This window comes from Prochlorococcus marinus CUG1435 (assembly GCA_017644375.1).
Taxonomy (GTDB): domain Bacteria; phylum Cyanobacteriota; class Cyanobacteriia; order PCC-6307; family Cyanobiaceae; genus Prochlorococcus_A; species Prochlorococcus_A marinus_AH.
In genome coordinates, this window is the sequence record JAEPLP010000001.1 from 1,217,505 (window position 1) to 1,237,424 (window position 19,920).

Annotated in this window: 23 protein-coding genes; 13 read left to right on the top strand and 10 right to left on the bottom strand. The window is 30.8% G+C overall.

Features of this window, described 5'->3' with window-relative positions:
• Nucleotides 1-972, top strand: a complete 972-nt coding sequence (sds, locus tag JJ844_06855; GenBank protein ID MBO6975392.1) for a solanesyl diphosphate synthase — start codon at nt 1-3, stop codon at nt 970-972.
• A 95-nt stretch (nt 973-1,067) separates the two neighbouring features.
• Nucleotides 1,068-3,050: an acetate--CoA ligase gene (acs, locus tag JJ844_06860; GenBank protein ID MBO6975393.1), complete on the top strand. Its 1,983-nt coding sequence runs from the start codon at nt 1,068-1,070 to the stop codon at nt 3,048-3,050.
• Here the strand turns inward: acs and JJ844_06865 are convergent.
• Complete coding sequence (locus tag JJ844_06865; protein MBO6975394.1) at nt 3,047-3,769, bottom strand: DUF1350 family protein; 723 nt, start codon at nt 3,767-3,769, stop codon at nt 3,047-3,049. The genes acs and JJ844_06865 overlap by 4 nt on opposite strands.
• A 118-nt stretch (nt 3,770-3,887) precedes the next feature.
• On the opposite strand from JJ844_06865, the gene JJ844_06870 reads away from it, so the two are divergent.
• A complete protein-coding gene (locus JJ844_06870) occupies nt 3,888-4,667 on the top strand; it encodes a 3'-5' exonuclease (protein ID MBO6975395.1) in 780 nt (259 codons plus the stop codon).
• Between the two features lie 30 nt (nt 4,668-4,697).
• Here the strand turns inward: JJ844_06870 and JJ844_06875 are convergent, their stop codons facing one another.
• Entirely contained in the window at nt 4,698-5,120 is a 423-nt protein-coding gene (locus tag JJ844_06875; protein ID MBO6975396.1) for a hypothetical protein, read from the bottom strand.
• 98 nt (nt 5,121-5,218) lie between these two features.
• Here JJ844_06875 and JJ844_06880 point away from each other — a divergent pair, with 98 nt between their 5' ends.
• The 4 genes from JJ844_06880 (at nt 5,219) to JJ844_06895 (ending at nt 7,465) form a co-directional block, all read left to right on the top strand.
• Nucleotides 5,219-6,511, top strand: a complete 1,293-nt coding sequence (locus JJ844_06880) for a histidine--tRNA ligase (GenBank protein MBO6975397.1) — start codon at nt 5,219-5,221, stop codon at nt 6,509-6,511.
• Entirely contained in the window at nt 6,502-6,783 is a 282-nt protein-coding gene (locus JJ844_06885; protein MBO6975398.1) for a glycoprotein, read from the top strand. The genes JJ844_06880 and JJ844_06885 overlap by 10 nt, the downstream gene beginning before the upstream one ends.
• A gap of 12 nt (nt 6,784-6,795) precedes the next feature.
• Nucleotides 6,796-7,095, top strand: coding sequence for a TIGR02450 family Trp-rich protein (locus JJ844_06890; GenBank protein MBO6975399.1), 300 nt, complete (start codon nt 6,796-6,798; stop codon nt 7,093-7,095).
• A 136-nt stretch (nt 7,096-7,231) separates the two neighbouring features.
• Nucleotides 7,232-7,465 (top strand): hypothetical protein, encoded by a 234-nt coding sequence (locus tag JJ844_06895; GenBank protein MBO6975400.1) that lies wholly within the window; start codon nt 7,232-7,234, stop codon nt 7,463-7,465.
• A gap of 46 nt (nt 7,466-7,511) precedes the next feature.
• Here JJ844_06895 and JJ844_06900 read toward each other — a convergent pair whose 3' ends face one another.
• Entirely contained in the window at nt 7,512-7,688 is a 177-nt protein-coding gene (locus JJ844_06900; GenBank protein MBO6975401.1) for a hypothetical protein, read from the bottom strand.
• Nucleotides 7,689-8,019: 331 nt separating this feature from the next.
• Between JJ844_06900 and JJ844_06905 the strand changes: the two genes are divergently transcribed.
• The 3 genes from JJ844_06905 (at nt 8,020) to JJ844_06915 (ending at nt 10,854) form a co-directional block, all read left to right on the top strand.
• Nucleotides 8,020-9,078, top strand: a complete 1,059-nt coding sequence (locus JJ844_06905; GenBank protein ID MBO6975402.1) for a chlorophyll a/b binding light-harvesting protein — start codon at nt 8,020-8,022, stop codon at nt 9,076-9,078.
• Nucleotides 9,079-9,171: 93 nt separating this feature from the next.
• Nucleotides 9,172-10,560, top strand: coding sequence for a sodium:solute symporter (locus JJ844_06910; protein MBO6975403.1), 1,389 nt, complete (start codon nt 9,172-9,174; stop codon nt 10,558-10,560).
• 36 nt (nt 10,561-10,596) lie between these two features.
• Nucleotides 10,597-10,854: a hypothetical protein gene (locus tag JJ844_06915; protein MBO6975404.1), complete on the top strand. Its 258-nt coding sequence runs from the start codon at nt 10,597-10,599 to the stop codon at nt 10,852-10,854.
• Here the strand turns inward: JJ844_06915 and JJ844_06920 are convergent.
• A complete protein-coding gene (locus JJ844_06920) occupies nt 10,851-11,510 on the bottom strand; it encodes a glutathione S-transferase (protein MBO6975405.1) in 660 nt (219 codons plus the stop codon). The two genes, JJ844_06915 and JJ844_06920, sit on opposite strands and share 4 nt — an antisense overlap.
• Nucleotides 11,511-11,584: 74 nt before the next feature.
• On the opposite strand from JJ844_06920, the gene JJ844_06925 reads away from it, so the two are divergent.
• Nucleotides 11,585-12,127: a GIY-YIG nuclease family protein gene (locus tag JJ844_06925; GenBank protein MBO6975406.1), complete on the top strand. Its 543-nt coding sequence runs from the start codon at nt 11,585-11,587 to the stop codon at nt 12,125-12,127.
• Here JJ844_06925 and JJ844_06930 read toward each other — a convergent pair.
• A complete protein-coding gene (locus JJ844_06930) occupies nt 12,124-12,831 on the bottom strand; it encodes an SDR family NAD(P)-dependent oxidoreductase (protein ID MBO6975407.1) in 708 nt (235 codons plus the stop codon). The two genes, JJ844_06925 and JJ844_06930, sit on opposite strands and share 4 nt — an antisense overlap.
• A gap of 7 nt (nt 12,832-12,838) precedes the next feature.
• Nucleotides 12,839-14,122: a lycopene cyclase family protein gene (locus tag JJ844_06935; GenBank protein MBO6975408.1), complete on the bottom strand. Its 1,284-nt coding sequence runs from the start codon at nt 14,120-14,122 to the stop codon at nt 12,839-12,841.
• Between the two features lie 225 nt (nt 14,123-14,347).
• On the opposite strand from JJ844_06935, the gene JJ844_06940 reads away from it, so the two are divergent.
• A complete protein-coding gene (locus JJ844_06940) occupies nt 14,348-15,349 on the top strand; it encodes an SDR family NAD(P)-dependent oxidoreductase (protein MBO6975409.1) in 1,002 nt (333 codons plus the stop codon).
• Here the strand turns inward: JJ844_06940 and JJ844_06945 are convergent.
• Nucleotides 15,320-16,351, bottom strand: a complete 1,032-nt coding sequence (locus JJ844_06945; protein MBO6975410.1) for a mechanosensitive ion channel — start codon at nt 16,349-16,351, stop codon at nt 15,320-15,322. The genes JJ844_06940 and JJ844_06945 overlap by 30 nt on opposite strands.
• A 78-nt stretch (nt 16,352-16,429) precedes the next feature.
• Nucleotides 16,430-16,996, bottom strand: a complete 567-nt coding sequence (locus tag JJ844_06950; protein MBO6975411.1) for a hydrolase — start codon at nt 16,994-16,996, stop codon at nt 16,430-16,432.
• A gap of 119 nt (nt 16,997-17,115) precedes the next feature.
• Between JJ844_06950 and JJ844_06955 the strand changes: the two genes are divergently transcribed.
• On the top strand, nt 17,116-17,568 hold the full coding sequence (locus JJ844_06955) for a transcriptional repressor (GenBank protein MBO6975412.1): 453 nt from the start codon (nt 17,116-17,118) through the stop codon (nt 17,566-17,568).
• A gap of 6 nt (nt 17,569-17,574) precedes the next feature.
• Here JJ844_06955 and arsS read toward each other — a convergent pair whose 3' ends face one another.
• Together arsS and stpA are read right to left on the bottom strand one after the other, a co-directional pair.
• Complete coding sequence (arsS, locus tag JJ844_06960) at nt 17,575-18,507, bottom strand: arsenosugar biosynthesis radical SAM protein ArsS (GenBank protein ID MBO6975413.1); 933 nt, start codon at nt 18,505-18,507, stop codon at nt 17,575-17,577.
• Between the two features lie 40 nt (nt 18,508-18,547).
• The gene (gene stpA / locus JJ844_06965) at nt 18,548-19,768 is read right to left on the bottom strand and encodes a glucosylglycerol 3-phosphatase (protein MBO6975414.1); all 1,221 of its coding nucleotides are present in this window, start codon (nt 19,766-19,768) and stop codon (nt 18,548-18,550) included.
• Between the last annotated feature and the right edge of the window lie 152 nt (nt 19,769-19,920).

Here is a 19,920-nt window from a genome sequence, read left to right on the forward strand (position 1 = left end):
ATGAATACAGTAACAGAGCTACTACAACCAGTTGAAAATGATCTTGATGATCTTATTTTAGAACTGAAAAATCTAATAGGAGCTGGTCACCCAATTCTTCAAGCCGCAGCAGAACACCTTTTTAGTGCTGGGGGGAAAAGGTTGAGACCAGGTATAGTTTTATTAATTTCAAAAGCTATATCTCCTGAATTTTGTTTGACAAGCAAACATAAAAGGCTTGCTGAAATAACTGAGATGATTCATACAGCCTCATTAGTCCATGATGATGTTGTTGATGAGGCGTCAACAAGAAGAGGAGTAGATACAGTTCATAGCAGATTTAATACCAGAGTAGCTGTTTTGGCGGGTGACTTTTTATTCGCTCAAGCAAGTTGGCACCTAGCAAATCTTGACAATGTAAATGTGGTTAAATTACTTAGTAGAGTAATAATGGATTTAGCAGAGGGTGAAATAAAACAAAATTTAAATAGATTTGATTCGGCTCAATCTTTTTCCAAATACATCAACAAAAGTTATTGTAAAACAGCATCATTAATAGCCAATAGTTGTAAAGCAGCTGGAGTCTTGAGTGGGATTAATGACAAAAACTTAACCTCGTTATACGATTTTGGCAAAAATATTGGTTTAGCATTCCAGGTTGTAGATGACATTCTTGACTTTACCGGAAATGATAAACAACTTGGAAAACCTGCTGTAAGTGATCTTGCTAGTGGTTATCTTACCGCCCCAGTTTTATATGCCCTAGAAGAAAATAAAAAATTGTCAGTTCTTATAAACAGAGAACTTGCTGAAAAAGATGATTTAGATGATGCTCTTAATATCATCATGAACTCTAAAGCTATTGAAAGTTCCAGAAAATTAGCTGAGGATTTTGCAATGGTTTCTAAAGAAGCTATAGTCTGGCTTCCTGATTCAGAATATAAAAGAGCTTTAATGGCTCTTCCAGAATTTGTTCTAAGCCGTATTTATTAGATCTATTAGAAATAAAAATTTTGAGCTAAATTAATATTAAAATTTTTGAAAACCTTAATTTTTTCGATTAAATTTATTAAGCATAGATTTATTTAATGTCATTAGATAAAAAAAATTCAATCAATAACATACTTGAAGAAAAGAGAATTTTCCCTCCACCAGAAAAATTTGCAGAAAACTCAAATATTAGTACTCAAGAAGAATTACTCAATCTAAAAAAACAAGCATCGGATAATCCTATTCAATTTTGGGAATCTTTCGCAAAATCTGAATTAGATTGGTTTGAACCATTTCAAACTGTATTAGATAACGAAAATGCGCCCTTTTTTAAATGGTTCAAAGAAGGGAAACTTAATATTACATATAATTGCTTAGACAGACACATTAAGAGAGGGCTTGGAGGTAAAACTGCACTTATATGGGAAGGTGAGCCTGGGGATAGCAAAAAATATACTTATGAAGGACTTCTAAAAGAGGTATGTAAAGCAGCTAATGCATTAAAAGCAATTGGTATAAAAAAAGGAGATTTGGTATGTATTTATATGCCTATGATTCCTGAAGCTATGTTTGCGATGTTAGCTTGTGCAAGAATTGGCGCACCTCATTCGGTTGTTTTTGGAGGGTTTTCTTCAGAAGCTTTAAAAGATAGGTTAATTGATGGAAACGCAAGATTTGTTATTACTGCTGATGGTGGCTTTAGAAAAGATAAAGTGATTGAACTTAAGCAAGCAGTTGATGCGGCAATTGAAAGTGGGGCAGATAAAGTTGTTGAAAAAGTTGTTGTTGTTCAACGAACAAAAAAAAATATTTCGATGGTTGATGATAGAGATTTTTGGTGGCACGAATTATTAAAAGATCAAGAAGATCAGTGTGAACCAGAAATAATGAATAGCGAAGATAGACTTTTTATTCTTTATACTTCAGGCTCTACTGGAAAGCCCAAAGGGGTAGTTCACACTACAGGTGGTTACAATCTTTGGTCCCATTTAACATTTAAATGGATTTTTGATTTGAAAGATGACGATATTTACTGGTGTACTGCTGATGTTGGTTGGATTACAGGGCATAGTTACATAGTTTATGGGCCTTTATCTAATGGTGCTACAACCTTAATGTATGAGGGAGTGCCAAGACCCTCAAATTTAGGGGCTTTTTGGGAAATTGTTCAAAAATATAAGGTTTCTATTTTTTATACTGCACCGACTGCAATAAGAGCATTTATGAAGTCTGGGCGTGAAATCCCTGATAAATATAATCTTGAGAGTCTCAGACTTTTGGGCACAGTTGGAGAACCAATTAATCCTGAAGCATGGATGTGGTACAAGGATGTTATTGGTAAAAATAAATGCCCTATTGTTGATACTTGGTGGCAAACTGAGACTGGTGGTGTGATGATAAGTCCCTTACCTGGGGTAGTTGCTACAAAGCCAGGTTCCGCTACTTTTCCACTGCCGGGAATCGAAGTTGAAATCGTCGATAAGAATGGAGATAAGGTTAAGGAGAACGAGGGTGGCTATTTAATTATTAAGAAACCATGGCCAGGAATGATGAGAACAATTCACGGAAACTCAGAGAGATATTTGGAGAGTTATTGGGAATATATTTCCTTTAAAGGAGAAAAAAATGTTTATTTTGCGGGAGATGGAGCACGGATTGATGAAGATGGATATATATGGATTATGGGAAGAGTTGATGATGTCATAAGTGTTTCAGGACATCGGTTAGGAACAATGGAAATAGAATCTGCGTTGGTAAGTCATAAATCAGTTGCAGAGTCTGCAGTAGTTGGCAAAAAAGATGAATTAAAAGGTGAAGTTATAGTTGCTTTTGTATCTCTAGAGAAAGACGTGAAAAGTTCTTCAGAATTAGTAGAGAATTTAAAGAAACATGTTGTTAATGAAATTGGAATTATCGCAAAGCCTGAAAAAATTATAATTTCAGACTCCCTTCCGAAAACACGTAGTGGAAAAATTATGAGGCGAATCTTAAGATCTTTGGCTGCTGGTGAAAAAATTAGTGGTGATATAAGCACTCTCGAAGATAGTTCTGTTTTGGAAAAGCTGAAAGAATTATCCTAATCAGATTCATCAATTAAATTGGAAATTTTTTTTATAGTATTTCTTTTGAATTCATCATCGGCCCAGTCTCCTAAAAAATTTTCTCTTATTCCTGCGCTTGCAATTATAGTGTGTGTACCTTTTAGCATTATCCCCCTAGAATTATCTTCTTTTCTTGCTTTCAGACAAGAAAATAATTTATCTGTTTGATCTAATTCGTCTGAGTTGAATTTTATTAGGAAGTTATTTTTTTGGTTATATGTTTTTTCAATTAATCGCAAAGTTCTTTCAGGGCTTGGACTGAATTCACTATTGAATTCTAATTTTTGAGAAATTTGTTTCAATAATGGAATTGATTTGTTGGCACTGAAGTTATTAAAACTAATTGATATGAATTTTTCGCAATTTCTTCCACCATCAGGGGAAATAAGATGAAGTTTGCAGCCTAGGCTATGACCAATTCTTATTGAAGGAATTGGTGCTCCAATTCTCTTAGATAAAGATATTCGACAATTCTTGAAATCCCTCCATGCTTTAATAGCAAGTTGTTGGTGATCAAATTGAGGAGTATATTTATATGCATGTACTGCATAGTTTTTATTAATTAAACTCTCTATAAATCTTTTATAAGTGAAATCTGGTTTAGAGGCTAGATAACTTCCACCAATAAATTCCACAATTTTTTTAGGATTTGAAGGCCAATAACAAAAATTGTTAAATTGATATTTTGTAAAAGTCATATTTAATAAACTAAGCAGTGTTTCAAAGATTATTTTCTAATCATATTTCTTAACTTATATTAATTTAAGAGAAATTTTTATTAAATGCGTCAAGATAAATGAAAGTGTTTTCAGCTAATTGGAACTATCTAACAAAAAAGAATTAAATCAATTGGATATTCTTCAGTATCAAGTTACCAGTGATACCTCTGAAGAAAGTGTTGCTAATCAAAATAAAAAAATTGAAAAAGTTTTAATACTTGATACTGAAACAACAGGTTTGGACGAAAATAAAGATGAAGTGATAGAGATAGGTTGTATTTTGTTTGATGTATCTTTCAAGTGCGTGCTTTCACAGGTTTCATTTTTATTCCCTGTTAATAATAATGAAGCCGAACATGTTAATGGTATTTCTGCTGAAGTAACTAATATCTCTCAACCATGGGAAGATGGATTGAATTTCTTTCTGAAACTTGTTGATTGTTCGGATTTTATTGTCGCGCATAATGTAGAGTTTGATAAGAAATGGTTTGGAAAAGGAAGATTACCTAAACTTAATAAAAAATGGATATGCAGTTTAGAGGATATTAATTGGTCCTTTCAAAAATCACTAAAAAATAGACCCTCAGTAACTGATCTTGCTTTATCTTTTTCAATACCAGTTTGGAATTTACATAGAGCTTTATCTGATTGCTTTTACATATCTGAGGTCTTCAAAAAATGCGATAATTTAGAGCAACTTTTACTTAAAGCTACCGAACCGAGGTTTTTATACAAGGCGCTTATTAGTTACGAAGAAAGATCTTTAGCTAAAAATGCTGGGTTCAGATGGAATAGTCCTGTGCAAGGAGCTTGGTCAAGAAAATTAACTACTGATGAGGCAAAAAATCTTGATTTTAGAGTAGAAATTTTGAATTAATATTCAATAAATTTTTGACCAAGAAAATATCTAGTGCATCTGACAGGGCATCCATTTTTTACCCATTTTATGTGCTCCAATACATCCGTATTTTGCGGCAGCCTTTTCAGCTTCTTGTTTGGTTTTAAAAAGATCTGACATTATATTTTCTTTGCTCGAATTTGGAATTTGTTTGGAATGATTATGATGATTGTCATGAGAATTAGGTGAATACTCCCATATTCCCATTGTTGTTACCCCAGCAGAGATAATTCCCATCCCAACTACTGATAAATTGACTATTCCCATTGCTACTGCACCAAAAGAGAATACACCCATTGGAACTACTCCAATACTTATTACTCCCATTGGCACTATTCCTACCGAAACTATACCAAGGGGTGCTATTCCAAAAGCAATTTTTTTTGGTTTTGTACCGCAATGCAGAGTCTCTTTATTTTTTTTAATTTCCAATAGTTTTTCTAAATGTTAAATTAAAATTGTCCCACAAAACAAACAATTAAAGATTAATTCTTACTTGAATTAAAAATTTTGAATTATTTTCTAGAACTTTGAATAACTTAAAAAATCTTAGAGGAACGGTAGATTTGCTGCCTGATCAATTAATAAAGTGGCAAAACGTTGAGAAAATTGTATTGGAGCAGCTTGCAAGAGCATCTATCAATGAAATAAGAACACCAATACTAGAAATGACCGAATTATTTATAAGAGGAATTGGTGAAGGAACAGATGTTGTCAGTAAGGAAATGTATACATTTATTGATAGAGGGGAGAGATCCTGCACTCTTAGGCCTGAAGGAACCGCATCCGTTGCAAGAGCATTAATACAAAATGGAATGTTGTCTAATCATCCTCTACAAAAACTTTGGTATATGGGGCCTATGTTTCGATATGAAAGACCTCAAGCAGGTAGGCAAAGACAGTTTCATCAGTTAGGTGTTGAGTTTATAGGATATGATTCAGTTAGAAGTGATGTTGAAATTATTGCTTTAGCTTGGGATATCTTAGGTAAATTAGGAATAAAAGAACTTAATCTTGAAATAAATACTTTGGGCGATCTTGATGATAGATTAAATTTTCAAAATTCCTTTTTAAAATGGCTAGAAATAAATAAAAATTCTCTAGATTTAGATTCTCAGAATAGGATTACTAAAAATCCCTTAAGGATTTTGGACTCTAAGAATATTCAAACACAAAAAGCTCTAAAGAATGCGCCAAGATTATTTAATTTTTTATCTGAAAAAAGTCTTAAAAGATATTCAAACTTAAAGAAAAATTTAGAGGTTTTAAAAATACCTTATGTGGAAAATTTTAATCTTGTAAGAGGTTTAGATTACTACACCCATACAGCTTTTGAGATTACTAGTGGGGATCTAGGCTCCCAAGCTACAGTTTGCGGAGGAGGAAGATATGACGATCTAATAAAACAAATGGGAGGGCCAAATACCCCTGCAATTGGTTTCGCTATTGGTTTAGAAAGATTAATTTTACTCGCAGGAAAAGAGCTTGAAATTCCAAGAAATACTGATATTTATATCATTAATCAAGGCTTAGTTGCTGAACCATTAGCAATGGATTTATCTAGAAAATTAAGAAATTATGATTTGTTAGTTGAGTTAGATTTAAGCGGAGCCTCATTCTCTAAGCAATTTAAAAAGGCTAATAAACTAAAGTCTAAAAGTATTATTGTTATTGGTGATGATGAGGCAGTTAAAGGAAAATTTATTATAAGGCTCTTTGATCAATCAGGTAATAGGAACCAAGAAGAGCTTATATCCTTTGGTAATGATATTAAATTAGAAAAGTGGATAAAAAATAACTTACTTGTAAAGAGATGTTCTTGAAGATAGTGATAATTTTTGTTTTCATATTAATATTTTCTAATTTAAAAAATTTTCTTAAATTAATTAGAAAACAAAAAGTTTCTAAGTCTAAAAAAATAACAACTTTCAATAAGAAGAACCTTAATAATTGGATGAAATTAACTAAAAAAGAAAGATATAACTTATCAAAACAAGATTCTGTTCATTATATGGATAGAAGAAAACTTTTATTAGAAGAAATTAGAAATGAATATAAGAAGATATCAAGAAAAAAATCTGAGGGGGAACATTAAGAAAAAATAATTATGGAAAATTACTGGACTTCTAATAAAACCATAAATGGATTAAGACATTTTGTTTTATTAAATGAGACTATAGAAAAAGGGAATATTAGTTTTTTAATGGTTTCTGTCCTTGATTCTGGAATTAACTTAAAAACTACTTACGAAGAATTAATAAATAGTGGAAATTGGCACAAGGGTTGGATCAATCTTTCAAAGCATCAATCGATTACAGAAGAATACGTAAAATATAAATCAATCAATAAAGGGGAGGATATCGATGAGATTTTCATTAATGAAGATTCTATATTTAATATTTCTTAATTTGATATAAATCTTTCAAATCTCTTTTCTTTGTTAATACTAGGTTTTTTATTAATTAATAATTATTTAAAAGTTTTACCCCTTTCAAAAAAATAAAATTAACGTTATCAAGGATTAATAATATTTACTTAATTCAATGTTAGGGGATATGTGGAACTCATCAGAGCTTGCCGCGGAAAAACTGGGAATAACTGAAATTAAACTTTCCTTCTTACGTGAAAATGGAATACTCAAGCCTGGAATTCATTGGAAAAGCTCTCCACTCGGTCAGAGAAAACCTTGGAACCCTAAAGCGCTTTATAACATAAAAATGTGTAGAAAAATAATCAATAAATTTTATTTTGAAGAAAACTATGATGTTGCGGCCTGAAATTAATATGAATTTTGAAGAATAATTTGAAAAATATATAAAATCTTTATTCGATCAGATTTTCATCCTGACATTCAATCAGAGTGTTTTGCAAAGTTGGATATAAGTTAATCATATTTATGTATTGTTTTGATTTTCTGTAGGATTTTGCAGCCTTTTTGTAATGAACTTCCGATTTCATTACTAGTGAAAATTTTCTAGAAGACTCTTGAGAAGTAGTCATAATATTAGATGTCTTATTCTATATTTAATAATTGTTTGAAAATGAGGCAATAACTATCATGGTTTAATGAAACAAAATATCGTTTAATGTCAGCAAAATGAAATTTATTTAACTTATTTGAATCTAAAAATACTGGTTTATTTGATAGAGCACGTATTTCTAAGAATAATTTTTCTTCATTAAATCTACCTTTTTTGCTATTGGATTATCTTGATAAAGGTTTCTTGTTTAAGAAGAGTTAGAATTACTAACCTTTACAATTTTGTTATGAATTCAACTGTTTGGTGAAATATAAAGTATTCTCAAAACGTTTAAGCTAATCAATTCCTAAATGCAAACCTATGGAAATCCAGATACTACCTATGGATGGTGGGCTGGTAATTCAGGTGTAGCAAATCGCTCAGGAAAATTCATTGCTGCTCATGTAGCTCATGCAGGATTAATTGTTTTCTGGGCGGGTGCATTCACCCTTTTTGAACTTTCACGATTTGACCCCAGTGTCCCAATGGGTCATCAACCTCTAATCGTTCTTCCTCATTTAGCAACTCTTGGAATAGGGTTTGATGCTAATGGCGTTGCGATGGGAGATACTAAACCTGTTCTAGCGATAGCAATAGTTCACTTAGTTTCTTCTATGGTTTTAGCAGCAGGCGGACTTTTACACTCTTTACTTCTTCCTGGAAATCTAGAAGATTCCGATGTAGCAAGAGCTAGAAAATTCAATATTGAATGGGATAATCCAGACAAATTGACATTTATTCTTGGTCACCATCTAATTATTCTTGGTTTCGCAGTTATCGCTTTTGTTGAATGGGCAAGAGTGCATGGAATTTATGATCCAGCTATTGGTTCTGTAAGACAGGTTGAGTATGAATTAAATTTAGCCAAAATTTGGAATCACCAAACAGATTTTTTAACTATTGATAGCCTTGAGGAAGTAATGGGAGGCCATGCTTTTCTTGCTTTCGTTGAGATCACTGGTGGAGCTTGGCATATTGCTACTAAGCAAGTTGGTGAATATACCAAATTTAAAGGTAAAGGACTTCTTTCTGCAGAAGCTGTTCTTTCATGGTCATTAGCTGGAATAGGCTGGATGGCCATTATTGCAGCCTTCTGGAGTGCAGCTAACACAACAGTTTATCCAACTGAATTCTTTGGTGAACCACTTGAATTGAAGTTTAGTATTTCTCCTTATTGGGTAGATACTGTTGATCTTCCTGATGGTGAGTACACTTCAAGGGCATGGTTAGCAAATGTTCATTACTATTTTGGATTCTTCTTTATTCAAGGTCATCTATGGCACGCTTTAAGAGCCCTAGGCTTTGATTTCAAGAGAGTTACAAATGCTATCAGTAATATTGATAGTGCAACAGTTACTCTTAAAGATTAATTTTCAAATTTTCTTACCAATATCAAAAGGCTCCTCTTAACGGGGCCTTTTTTATTTGAAAAATTTTGTTTATTAATTTAGATTTAGAAATATATGTTTTTGAAATCATTGAATATTTTTTCGATACAGAATAAAGATATTTTTTCAAATTCTCTATTGATAAGTTTTTTGGGATTATTAATTATATTTTTTTTGTTGATTTTTGGGAGAAAATTTAAACTAGCTGTTCAACTCGAGAGATTTGGATTACCGATAGCAGTTATATCAGGAATTTTAGGTATATCTATAGGCCCATTTGGAGCTATACACTTTTTGCCAAAAGAAACAATCAATGTTTGGAGTAATTTTCCTACTCCTCTTTTATCATTAGTCTTCGCAACTTTAATGATGGGAAGACCTATCCCGAATATAAATGGTTTAGTTAAACCAATTTTTAATCAATTTCTATTAGCTCTTTCACTAGGTTTCGGACAATTTTTTGTCGGTGGACTTGTTGTTAAATATTTTCTGCCTCCATCTATGAATGCAAATCCTCTAATGGGTTGTTTAATAGAGGTAGGTTTTGAGGGTGGTCATGGAGCTGCATCAATAATTGGTGAGAGTTTTAATAAACTAGGTTTCCCAAATGGTTTAGATCTTGGTTTGGCTATGGCAACAATGGGTCTTTTATCTTCTTCAATTTTGGGCAGCATATTTATTTTTCTTGGAAGAACTTTAGGTCTTTCAGATACTGAGGAAATTCTTGAACAAAAAGATAATCTAAAGGGAAAAAATAATACAGGAATTTTTGCGGATTTAAGAATTTTTATAATAAATCTTGGATTCTCTGGTTTGGCAATTTCTTTTGGTGTTTTGCTACTTAAATTTTTAAGGTATATTTCAAGTTCTTTTGGAGATTTTTCGAAGGAAATTATTTTTTCATTACCAGTATTCCCTTTTATCCTTATAGGTTCGCTCCTTATTAGATATATTTTAGAGAAAACCAAAAATACAGAATTTATTTCAAATATTCTGCAAAGGGAGATTGGTATTTTATCCACAGACTTATTGATTTTTACAGCTATGGCGAGTTTAGATATTGCAGTTGTTTTTGATAATTGGATACTTATCTTAGTGTTTACTTTTTTTGGTTTATTTTGGAATTTAATCTGCATTGCTTATTTCGCATACTTTATTTTTGATGATTATTGGTTTGAAAAAAGCTTGATAGAGTTTGGAAATTCTACAGGTGTAGTAGCTTCTGGGTTACTTCTTTTAAGGCTTGCAGATCCTAAAAATATTTCTAAGACTTTACCAATTTTTACGTCAAAACAGCTTTTCGCTCAGTTAATTCTATCTGGGGGACTATTCACAGTTCTTGCACCATTAATGATTTCTAAAATTGGGTTAGATTTTTGGACAGAAATTTGTGCCCTACTTACATTCGCAATTCTTCTTATTGCATTGATTTTTAATAAAGTAGAGATGAAAAAGTTTCAATAAGAACCCTAGAATGGTAATAGCCACAAATTTATTTTAATGTCATTTACTCCCTACGATATTCCACCTCAAGAAAATAAAGGGAAGTGGTTTAGGAGTCATTTACTCGGAAGGGAAATCGAACTTGGTGAATTGTATAGTCTTGGATCAAATGATTTAGATTTGCTTATGGCGGAGACTGCGGAAATTAGAAGCGATCTTGATTTTAAGGAAAAAAATATAGGCAAATTTAGGACTGCAGGATATTTTTTGGAGTTAGCAAGAATAATTGAGAAAAGGAAGTTGTTGGAAAGTTAATTAGATGGGAAATAATTCCTTCTAGAATATGGTTCCCATATTTCGTATTTATACATTAAGGATTTAAATTCTTTATTTTTCTCAAATGAATCTAACCAGTTTTTTATGGAGGATTCGAAATAATTTGTTCTTTTTTGACTTTCACAAGCGATTCTAAATTGTCTTACAAAAGGCCAAATAGACCAATCAGCGATTGTGGGGTTGTCTCCAAAAAAGTATTTGTTTTCTGCTAGAAGTTCGTTCCATCTTTTTATGAATTTAATTGAATTTTTGAAATGAAATTCTTCATCACTATTCTTATATCTTGTGGCATATTTAAATCGATCTAAATGATATTTGAATTCATTATCGTTTTCATTAATTATTTCAAAAATATCTTTCTTTTTGTTCTCAGGAAAATAAGTTAATTTGATGTTTTCCTTTTTTGACTCCGAGAGAGCCCATAGGATGATTTCAAGACTTTCTTCAATAACTTCTCTATTCTTTTTTATAAGTATTGGAACCGTTTTTGTCTTTGAATTATTTAAAAAATCTAGAGGTTTATTTTTTAAATCAATTTCTCTTATCTCTACTTTTATTTCACAAATTAACAGGGCCCACCTTGCGCGAATTGCATATGGACATCTTCGAAATGAATACAAAATATCGTTTTTCATATTGTAAAAACTTTTAATTTCCCTAATTCTTTTAGTATTATCTAATTAGGAACAGTATTAATTTTACAACGCAAATGTCGGGATATGTTTACCTTATAAGAGTAGGAGACCTTTACAGGATTGGTAAAACGGATAATCTTGAAAAGAAAATCAAGAAATTAAAGCCAGATGAATTATTAACATCAATTATGACAAAGGAGCCAGAAACTCTTGAAGCAAGATTACTAAGAAAATATAAGTCGCAAAGAATTCCTGAAACTGGTTATTTAAAGCTTTCAAAAAGACAAATTAGAGAATGTAAAAAGCAATTTGAATTAAAGGGTAGCTTACCTCACACTTTAGATGCTGAAGTTTCCATAACTCTATTTGCATCTTTTCTATTGTTTTCATTAAGTTCCTTTGTTTTTAATTATTTAAATTTTGGATTTGTAAAATCTATATCTTATTCTTTCGGAATGGCATCTTTACCAATGGTTATATTATTTATTACAGGTAGTTTTGGCGGATACTTCTCTGAAGATTTATCACTTTTTTCATTGTTAACTAATCGAATAAAAGGTTTATTTATTGCAATTGCAATGCTTTCAATGGCTTACTTAATTTTCAATTTAGGTTAATTTTCATAATTACAATTTAAGGCAATTTCAAATGGAACTGATTGGGTAGGTAACTTTAGAATAGTTGAGCATATTTCAGCAATATCTTCAGGTTGTGTCATGCTTAATTTGTCTAAGGTAGAGATATTTTGAGCCATTTTTGTATTTACCCAGCTAGGGCAAATTGCTGAAATCCTTATATTTTTATCCCAACCTTTGTTTTTCATAGTTTGGCATAATCCCATCAAAGCAAACTTTGAAGAAGAATAAGCGGCTAGATCGCCTTTAGATCTTTTCCCACTCATTGAAACTAAAACAATAATTCTTCCTCTGCCTGAGGTACATAAATGATCCCAGGAAAGCCTACATAAATTCCAAATTGCCAAAAAATTAACATTTAATGTATTTAAAATATCTTCTTCATCACCATCTTTGTACAAGAAAGGAACTTTCGATAATACTCCAGAACAATTTATTACTGAATCAAATCCTCCAAATTCATCTAAGGTATTCTTTATCCAATTTTCTGCTGTAATTTTTTTTAATGCATCATAGTGGTTGATTATAATTTTCCCTTCGGGCCAATTTTTTGGATCAATTGCGCTTCCTTTTAATGATTTTAAATCTCTTATGCCAACACTAATTCTATTACCTTCTTTTAATTCTTTATGAGCAATATTTAGTCCAATACCTCTATTTGCTCCACTTATTAGTATGGTTCTCATTTTTAAACTATATGTTTGGAAATATTATCCTAAGTAACATTTTAAATTCTCTTCCATGCATAATCATAAGACCTTTCTTTACACTCCATGGAGCCTTTATAAACATTATGCACATCGCATATACAATCTCTTTTAAGGAAAGAGTATCAGTTAGAAAACCATACCATTGATTTTTAGGTAGTTGGAAAAAACTGCCAAAAAATTCTCTCAATAGTTTCTCATCAAACCTCATGAGTTTTTCTAATCCAAATTGGTAAAGTGATTTCTTTCTAATTAATTCTTTTGACCACAGGGTTTCCCAACCTTTTCTAGCAATATGATAGGTACTTAGATTTTTGTTTTTAATTGCTTCTGAAACTGCCTTAGCGACAAGTGGAGCTCTTCTTAAAACATTACCAATTAAATATCCAGATGCAGGATGTACCATTGAAGCAGCACCACCATATCCAAGTATTTGTTGTTTGAAATCTGGGATTGGCATATTCATAGGGAGAAATAAGCCAAGCTCTTCATGTTGCATGCTTGTGATTGATATATTTCGATAAGAAAGCCTCTTCTCTAGTCTCTCTTTTAAATTTTCCATTGTTAGAGGATTTACTAAACCAAGAGATGTCTCTTCGAGAAAATATTTCCCATCCCCCATATCCATGGCATAAAGAAAAGTCGGCGGTTCTTTTTTTTGCTCATCGTTAAGATGGTCATTTCTATAGTCCATTAATACAAACTGACCCTTCTTAAGTGGAGGTTTACTAAAATTACCTACTATCCCATAACAAGTTTGGACTGCTAAGGGACCACACGATTTTAATTTAAGAAAAACAGGATCGTATCCTGTGGCATCTACTACTAATCTTGCAGAGTAAGTCTTGCCATCTTTTGTAGTTACTGTACTTTTGTATTTTTCAAAATGTATTTTGTTTGCAAAGCCTTGATGCCATTTAATAAAAGACTTATTGCATTCATTAAACCAATAATTGTGGAGTTTCTTCTTATCAAATAGTCCATAATCTAGTGAATGTTCTGTGGCTTTATTCTCGTCGTCCTGCTCTTCTAAAGCACCATGCCCAAAAAAACTTACGGTATTCTTCCATCTATATTCAAGTAAATCCTGAAGCCCGAGTTGATCAACTTCTTCCCCCCAAATGCCATAAGTGTTTGGCCATGGTTCATCTGGTCCATTTGGAGAAAGCACTTCAACATCTAATTTTTCCTTCCCCAAAGCTGAGGCAATTGCCATACCTGCAGGCCCTGCACCCAAAACAAGAACATCTGGCATATTTTCTTTTGACATTAAATATAAATCTTATGATTAAAGAAATTTACGTGACAAATTATAACTTCTGCGCTTTGGGTTATATATTTCATCCAATGCTTGTAATGAGAGTAGATTTTATAATAATCAAATTACTCAATTACTAGTGACTAAGTTTTCAGTGTTTTAACAATAATTTATAAGATTACAAAATAAAAAATACTTATAAAATTTTTTATTATAAAAAAATATATAGCAAGTTAAATGATTAAAAATAAAAATATTTTAATTACAGGAGGTAATTCAGGTATAGGGCTTTTTGCCATCATTAATTTACTAAAGACGAAAAATAATTTATACGTTGTAATAAAATCTGAATTAAGAAAGAAAGAATTTCTCAAAACAATTGAGAAATATTTTGACAAAAATTATATCAGTAAATATTTAAATATTATTGAAAATTGTGATCTTTCAAATCTTAAGAATATTAAAAAAATTAAGGATTACTTTATTAGTAAAAAGATTTTCTTAAATGTGGTTGTTTTAAATGCAGGATTGCAATACACGGGTTCTTTTTACCCTAAAGTATCAAAACAAGGTATAGAACTAACTTTTGCAGTTAATCATCTTGCACATTTTTATTTAGTGAACATCTTAAAAGATTTAATTAGAGATCAAGAAGAATCCAGGATCATTATTACATCATCAGATGTTCACGACCCCAAAAGTTCAGGTGGCAATATAGGAAAGAAAGCGGGACTTAATAACCTAGTTGATTTTAGAAAAAAAGTAACTGGGCAATTTTTAAATTTTAATGCTGATCAAGCTTATAAAAATAGTAAGTTATGTAATATTTTGTTTGCTAAAGAACTTGAAAAAAAATTAAAAATTTCCTCTAGTAAAATTTCTGTAATTACTTGGGCTCCAGGTCTAGTAATACCAAATGATGATCTCGGTTTTTTTAGATATAGTAAGCATTTTAATCTCTTTGGATATTTAATTTTTTCTAAAGCTGCAAAAAATATTTTAGGAATTTCTGAAAGTATAGAAAATGCTGGTGAGATACTTTCTGAAATTGTTTTTGATTCAAAGTTAAATAATATTGGTTACGTCCATTTAAGTAATAAACTTATATCTTTTAAAAAACATAAATTAGTTGAAAGTAAGGTTAGTGATGAGGCAAATAATTCTGATTTGGCTTCAAAACTCTGGGTTTTAAGTGAAGAGATTTGTAGATCATTTGGCTTTGTTACTTTCAATATTTAAGGTTTGTGTTGGGAATGCAAACTCTATATTATTAATTGCAAATTCCTCAATAATTCTTAAATTTATAGATTGTTGAGCTTCCATTGCAGCGAGATAATTATTTGTTGGGATGTAATAAACAAGTTCGAAATTAAGACTAAAGTCGCCGAAATCTGTGAAATGACATCTATCAAAAGACGCATCTTTTGTCTCTTCAACTATTTTTTTAATTATTATGGGAATCAATTTCATAAGTTTTGGAGAGGTTTCATAAACAACTCCCAATTTATGCACTAACCTCCTTTTTTCCATTTGTGCGTAATTTGAAATTATTCCATTTGTTAGGGCGCTATTGCTCATTACTATTACTTCTCCATTAATACTTCTTATCCTTGAGGATCGTACTCCAACTCTCTCAACCATTCCGAGTACTCCATCAGATTTTATAAACTCTCCTTTTTGAAAAGGTTTATCAAGCAAAATTGTTATATATTCAAAAAACTCCTGAACTGGATCTTTCAAAGCTAATCCTGCTCCAATACCTCCTGCACTGAGTAAAGCCCAAATAGCAGTCATTTGAACACCTATATTTTGTAAGAAAAATATTGAGCCAACAGTCCATGTTAATGCTTTTATCAATGGAGTTAGTGAAGATACCATTGAACTAATTGAAGAATCATTAATTTTCGAGGTCGATTCTGTTAAAGATCTTATTAAAACTTTGTTGAGAGCTTTTATGATGATAATTAATATAAATAATTGCAAAATATTCAACAAGATAGAGATGAAAGTTACTTCATCAGCAAAAAAATAGTCAATTGAAAAATAAAATGAGAGGAGGAAACCTATAGGTTTTATAACTCCAGATATCACCTCAAAAATAAAATCATCGAAATTTGTTTTTGTTCTTTTGGAAATCTTTTTAAAAAAAATTTTTGAAAGTTTAGAAATTATTATCGATAATAAAGTTCCAATAAAAAAAATAGATATTGCTAGAAGGAAGTTTTCAGTAACTAATTTCATATTCAAATAAACCCTTAAAATTTATCTCTAATAAAATTTTAAATTATCTCTAAACAACAAGCCAGTCTTTATTTTTCTTTAACTCATTATTATATTTCTAATTTCTTTAAATTCTTTTCTATCCGCAGTCTTGCATAATTCAAAAATTATTGACTCAGTTGTTGTTAAGGTCGCCCCACTTCGAGTCATTCTTTGTAATGCTATTTCATGATCTATCCTATTTCGACTTCCCATGGCATCTGATATGAGAATGATTTCAAATCCTTTTTGTAAACAATCTAAGACTGTTTGTTGAATACAAATATGCGTTTCGATCCCACAAACTATCAAATTAGTAATTTTCTTATCTTTAAGTTCTTTTAAAAAATCTTCTAATTTAGCTAGGCTAAATTCCATTTTTTCAAATTTTCTAAATTCTGCTATGGATGATAATTCAGGTATGGTTACTCCCAATTTGAGTGGGTTTTGTTCAGATATAAATATGTTTTCTTCTAAAATTTGGTAAGCATTTATTAGCTTTTTAATGTTTTTGATTATTGAATCCTTATTAAAAATTGGTCTTATTATTTTTTCCTGAATATCAATAATTAGCAAGGCGTTGACTTTCGATGATAACTTATCAGAAGAGATTTCTTGATCATTCATCAGTTAAATATAAAGATATATTTAACATAATATTTTGAAGAACTTTAGTAAACATTTTAAATCAAAAAGTTGTTTTACTCTCATCTAGAGTTATTATTGAGAATAGCCATGGGTTAATTTTGTCATTTTCCTCGCAATACAAAGTCATTACATCGCCTCTTAGTGATGGATTACATAAAGATGGGAAGAGGTTAACTCCTCAGAGGCTCAAGGTTCTTAATTTATTTGAAAATATTGGCTCTGGAAAGCATCTTAGTGCTGAAGAGGTTCATGAAAAGTTAGTTAAAACAAGCTCCAAAGTTTCACTAGCAACAATTTATAGAACTTTAAGACTTTTAGTCCAAATGGGTTTGCTTCATGAATTAGAACTAAGTGAGGGTGGACACAGATATGAATTGCTTAGTAATGACACACCGGATCATCATCATTTGATTTGTATTAGGTGTGGAAGAACAGAAGAATTTGAAAACGATGAAGTTTTAGAAGCAGGCAAAGTTGCAGCAAAAGTTAATGGTTTTAAACTAATTGAATCCTCTTTAAATGTAAGAGCTATTTGTCCTAATTGCATTTAGTAGGTTTTAACTCAAAGTCCCTCCACAACTTGACCCTGCACCTGCAGTGCAAGCAAAACAATGTTCTTTTACAGCTACCCCGTAGTCAAAAGTAAATGATTCATCCAATAGATCAAAAAGTGTATTCGGTCCTTTATTCTCTCGAAAATTTATCTGTTGGTTAAAGTCACAATCATAAATTTCTCCTAGCCAATTTACACTAATTGTCTTTTTACACATGAGATTTTCTAAATTTTTTGCATTAAAATTTTCTTTTAGTAATTTGTAATAAGTATTTAGTTTTCCTTCTCTTCTAAGAGATTCTTCATATCTATTTATTGGCATATTAGTTATTGTGTATAAACTATTAAAAACGATATTGTATTTCTCTAAAAGTATTTTTTTGTAATCCTTCTCCAATATGTCTTGAGAAGGAGGGAGAATTGGGCTTACAGGATTGTAAACAAGATTTAATTGTAGTCCATTTTCTTTCTTTCCATAGCCTAAATCATTAAGAATTTTTATGGCATTAATACTTTTTTCAAAAACCCCAAAACCCCTTTGAGAATCAACATTATTTTTTTCATAACACGGTAGCGAAGCAGTAACTATCACTTTATTCTTGGCAAGAAATTGAGGAATATCTTCATAACCTTCTTCAAAGAAAATTGTCAAATTGCATCTATCAATAATATCAACTTGTTTTGTGCTCAGACTGGTTATTAGGTTTTTAAATTCTGGGTGGAGTTCTGGCGCACCACCTGTAATATCTAAAGTCTTGATTTTGTATTTTTCAATTACCTTTGGGATAAGAGATATCATTTCTTTAGACATCTTTTCAGTCCTTAGGGGACTCGAATTGACATGACAATGATTACAAGCCTGATTGCATTTATAACCTATGTTAATTTGCAATGTTTCTATAGGTTCTTTATATATTGAGGGAAATTTTTCTTTCATAAATCTATTATTTATAAATTGTCATTTGAAAATTAAAAAGTCAACTATTTTTTTTAAAGTTTGATCTTTTATTAGCAAGTTCAATAAACCAACTTATGTATTCTTTGGGACCATTTTTAAAAACTATGTCAAACTTTAAGTTGTCATTAACATCACTGATCCCTGTTAAACCAGTTTTTTTTGTAGAGGGTCTTTCAACCTCGCCAGAACTACTATCTACAAAAATTATTTTATTCTTAATCCCAAATTCATTACCTAATATTTGTATGAATTCTAGAAAAGACCTATCACTTCCTCCTCTTAAAAAACTTTTTTCATCATTATTTTTTTTTGATGTGACTGTGTCACCAACTCCTACAATCAAAGGCATATCTTCTTTTTGAATAGATCTTTTGCATAAGTCAATTTTTTCCGTAACAGAATTTGGAGAGTTTCTAAAATTAAAATTTCTTCCAAAAGGAGCTTTACCAGTTTTATCTGCAATATATTTATTTAAAAGAAATAAAACTCCAGAATCTTTAACTGCTCCTTTAATAAGTAATTGTATGTCTGTTGATCCGATATCATCTTGAGAAGAGAGTTTAATTATTTCTCTACCATTTTTATTACCTAAATTTGGTGAAATATGAAGGAAAAATGAGTTTTTGAGGCCTTCTGATTCAGCTTTTAAGATGATTTCATTCATCATTTTTTCAAAACTAATTTGAATAAGCTTTCTTTTATCAGAATCTTTGTGAACTAAATCAAATAGACTATTGAAATTAATCGTTGGTGAGAAGCGTGTTTCACATATTGATTTTACTGCGTGAAAATTGATATCTTCTTGGCTAAGTTCAGGAAAAATATTCTTAACTATAAAATTAAATTTTGGTCTTATTAAACTTGGTACTTTAGATAAAAAAGTTAGTTCTTTTTCTGAGACTCCTTCAAAACTTATTTTACCTTTGTTGTCTTGATACTCTACTCCACAGGCTGCTAAACCTCTTAAATATAGTTCTTTGTTTTTAGCCTCAGTAGTGCTCTTTAAACTTCTTTCTATTATTCTGTTAACCCCTCTTGGACCTTCATGTTCCCCGCAAGTTAAAACAAAGAATTCCTCGGCAAACTCTTTTACTGCATAGATATATTTTGGTTCTAATTTTCTAGTCATTGGATCTTTAACTAAAGGGATACAAACCCCATCAATATCTTGAATAATTAAGATATTTTTAGAAGAAATTAATTGTTTTTGTGCCTTTAAATTACTTGCTATATGTTCCATATTTATAATTATTTATCTTTTAATTTAATTTTCATTTTTCATAAAAATTATAAATTAAAAAATTCAATATTTATAATAAATAATTTGCTATGGTCAAGAATTGCTTTAATGTAGAAAAATATTGGTATGGGTAAGAAATTAAAAAATTATCA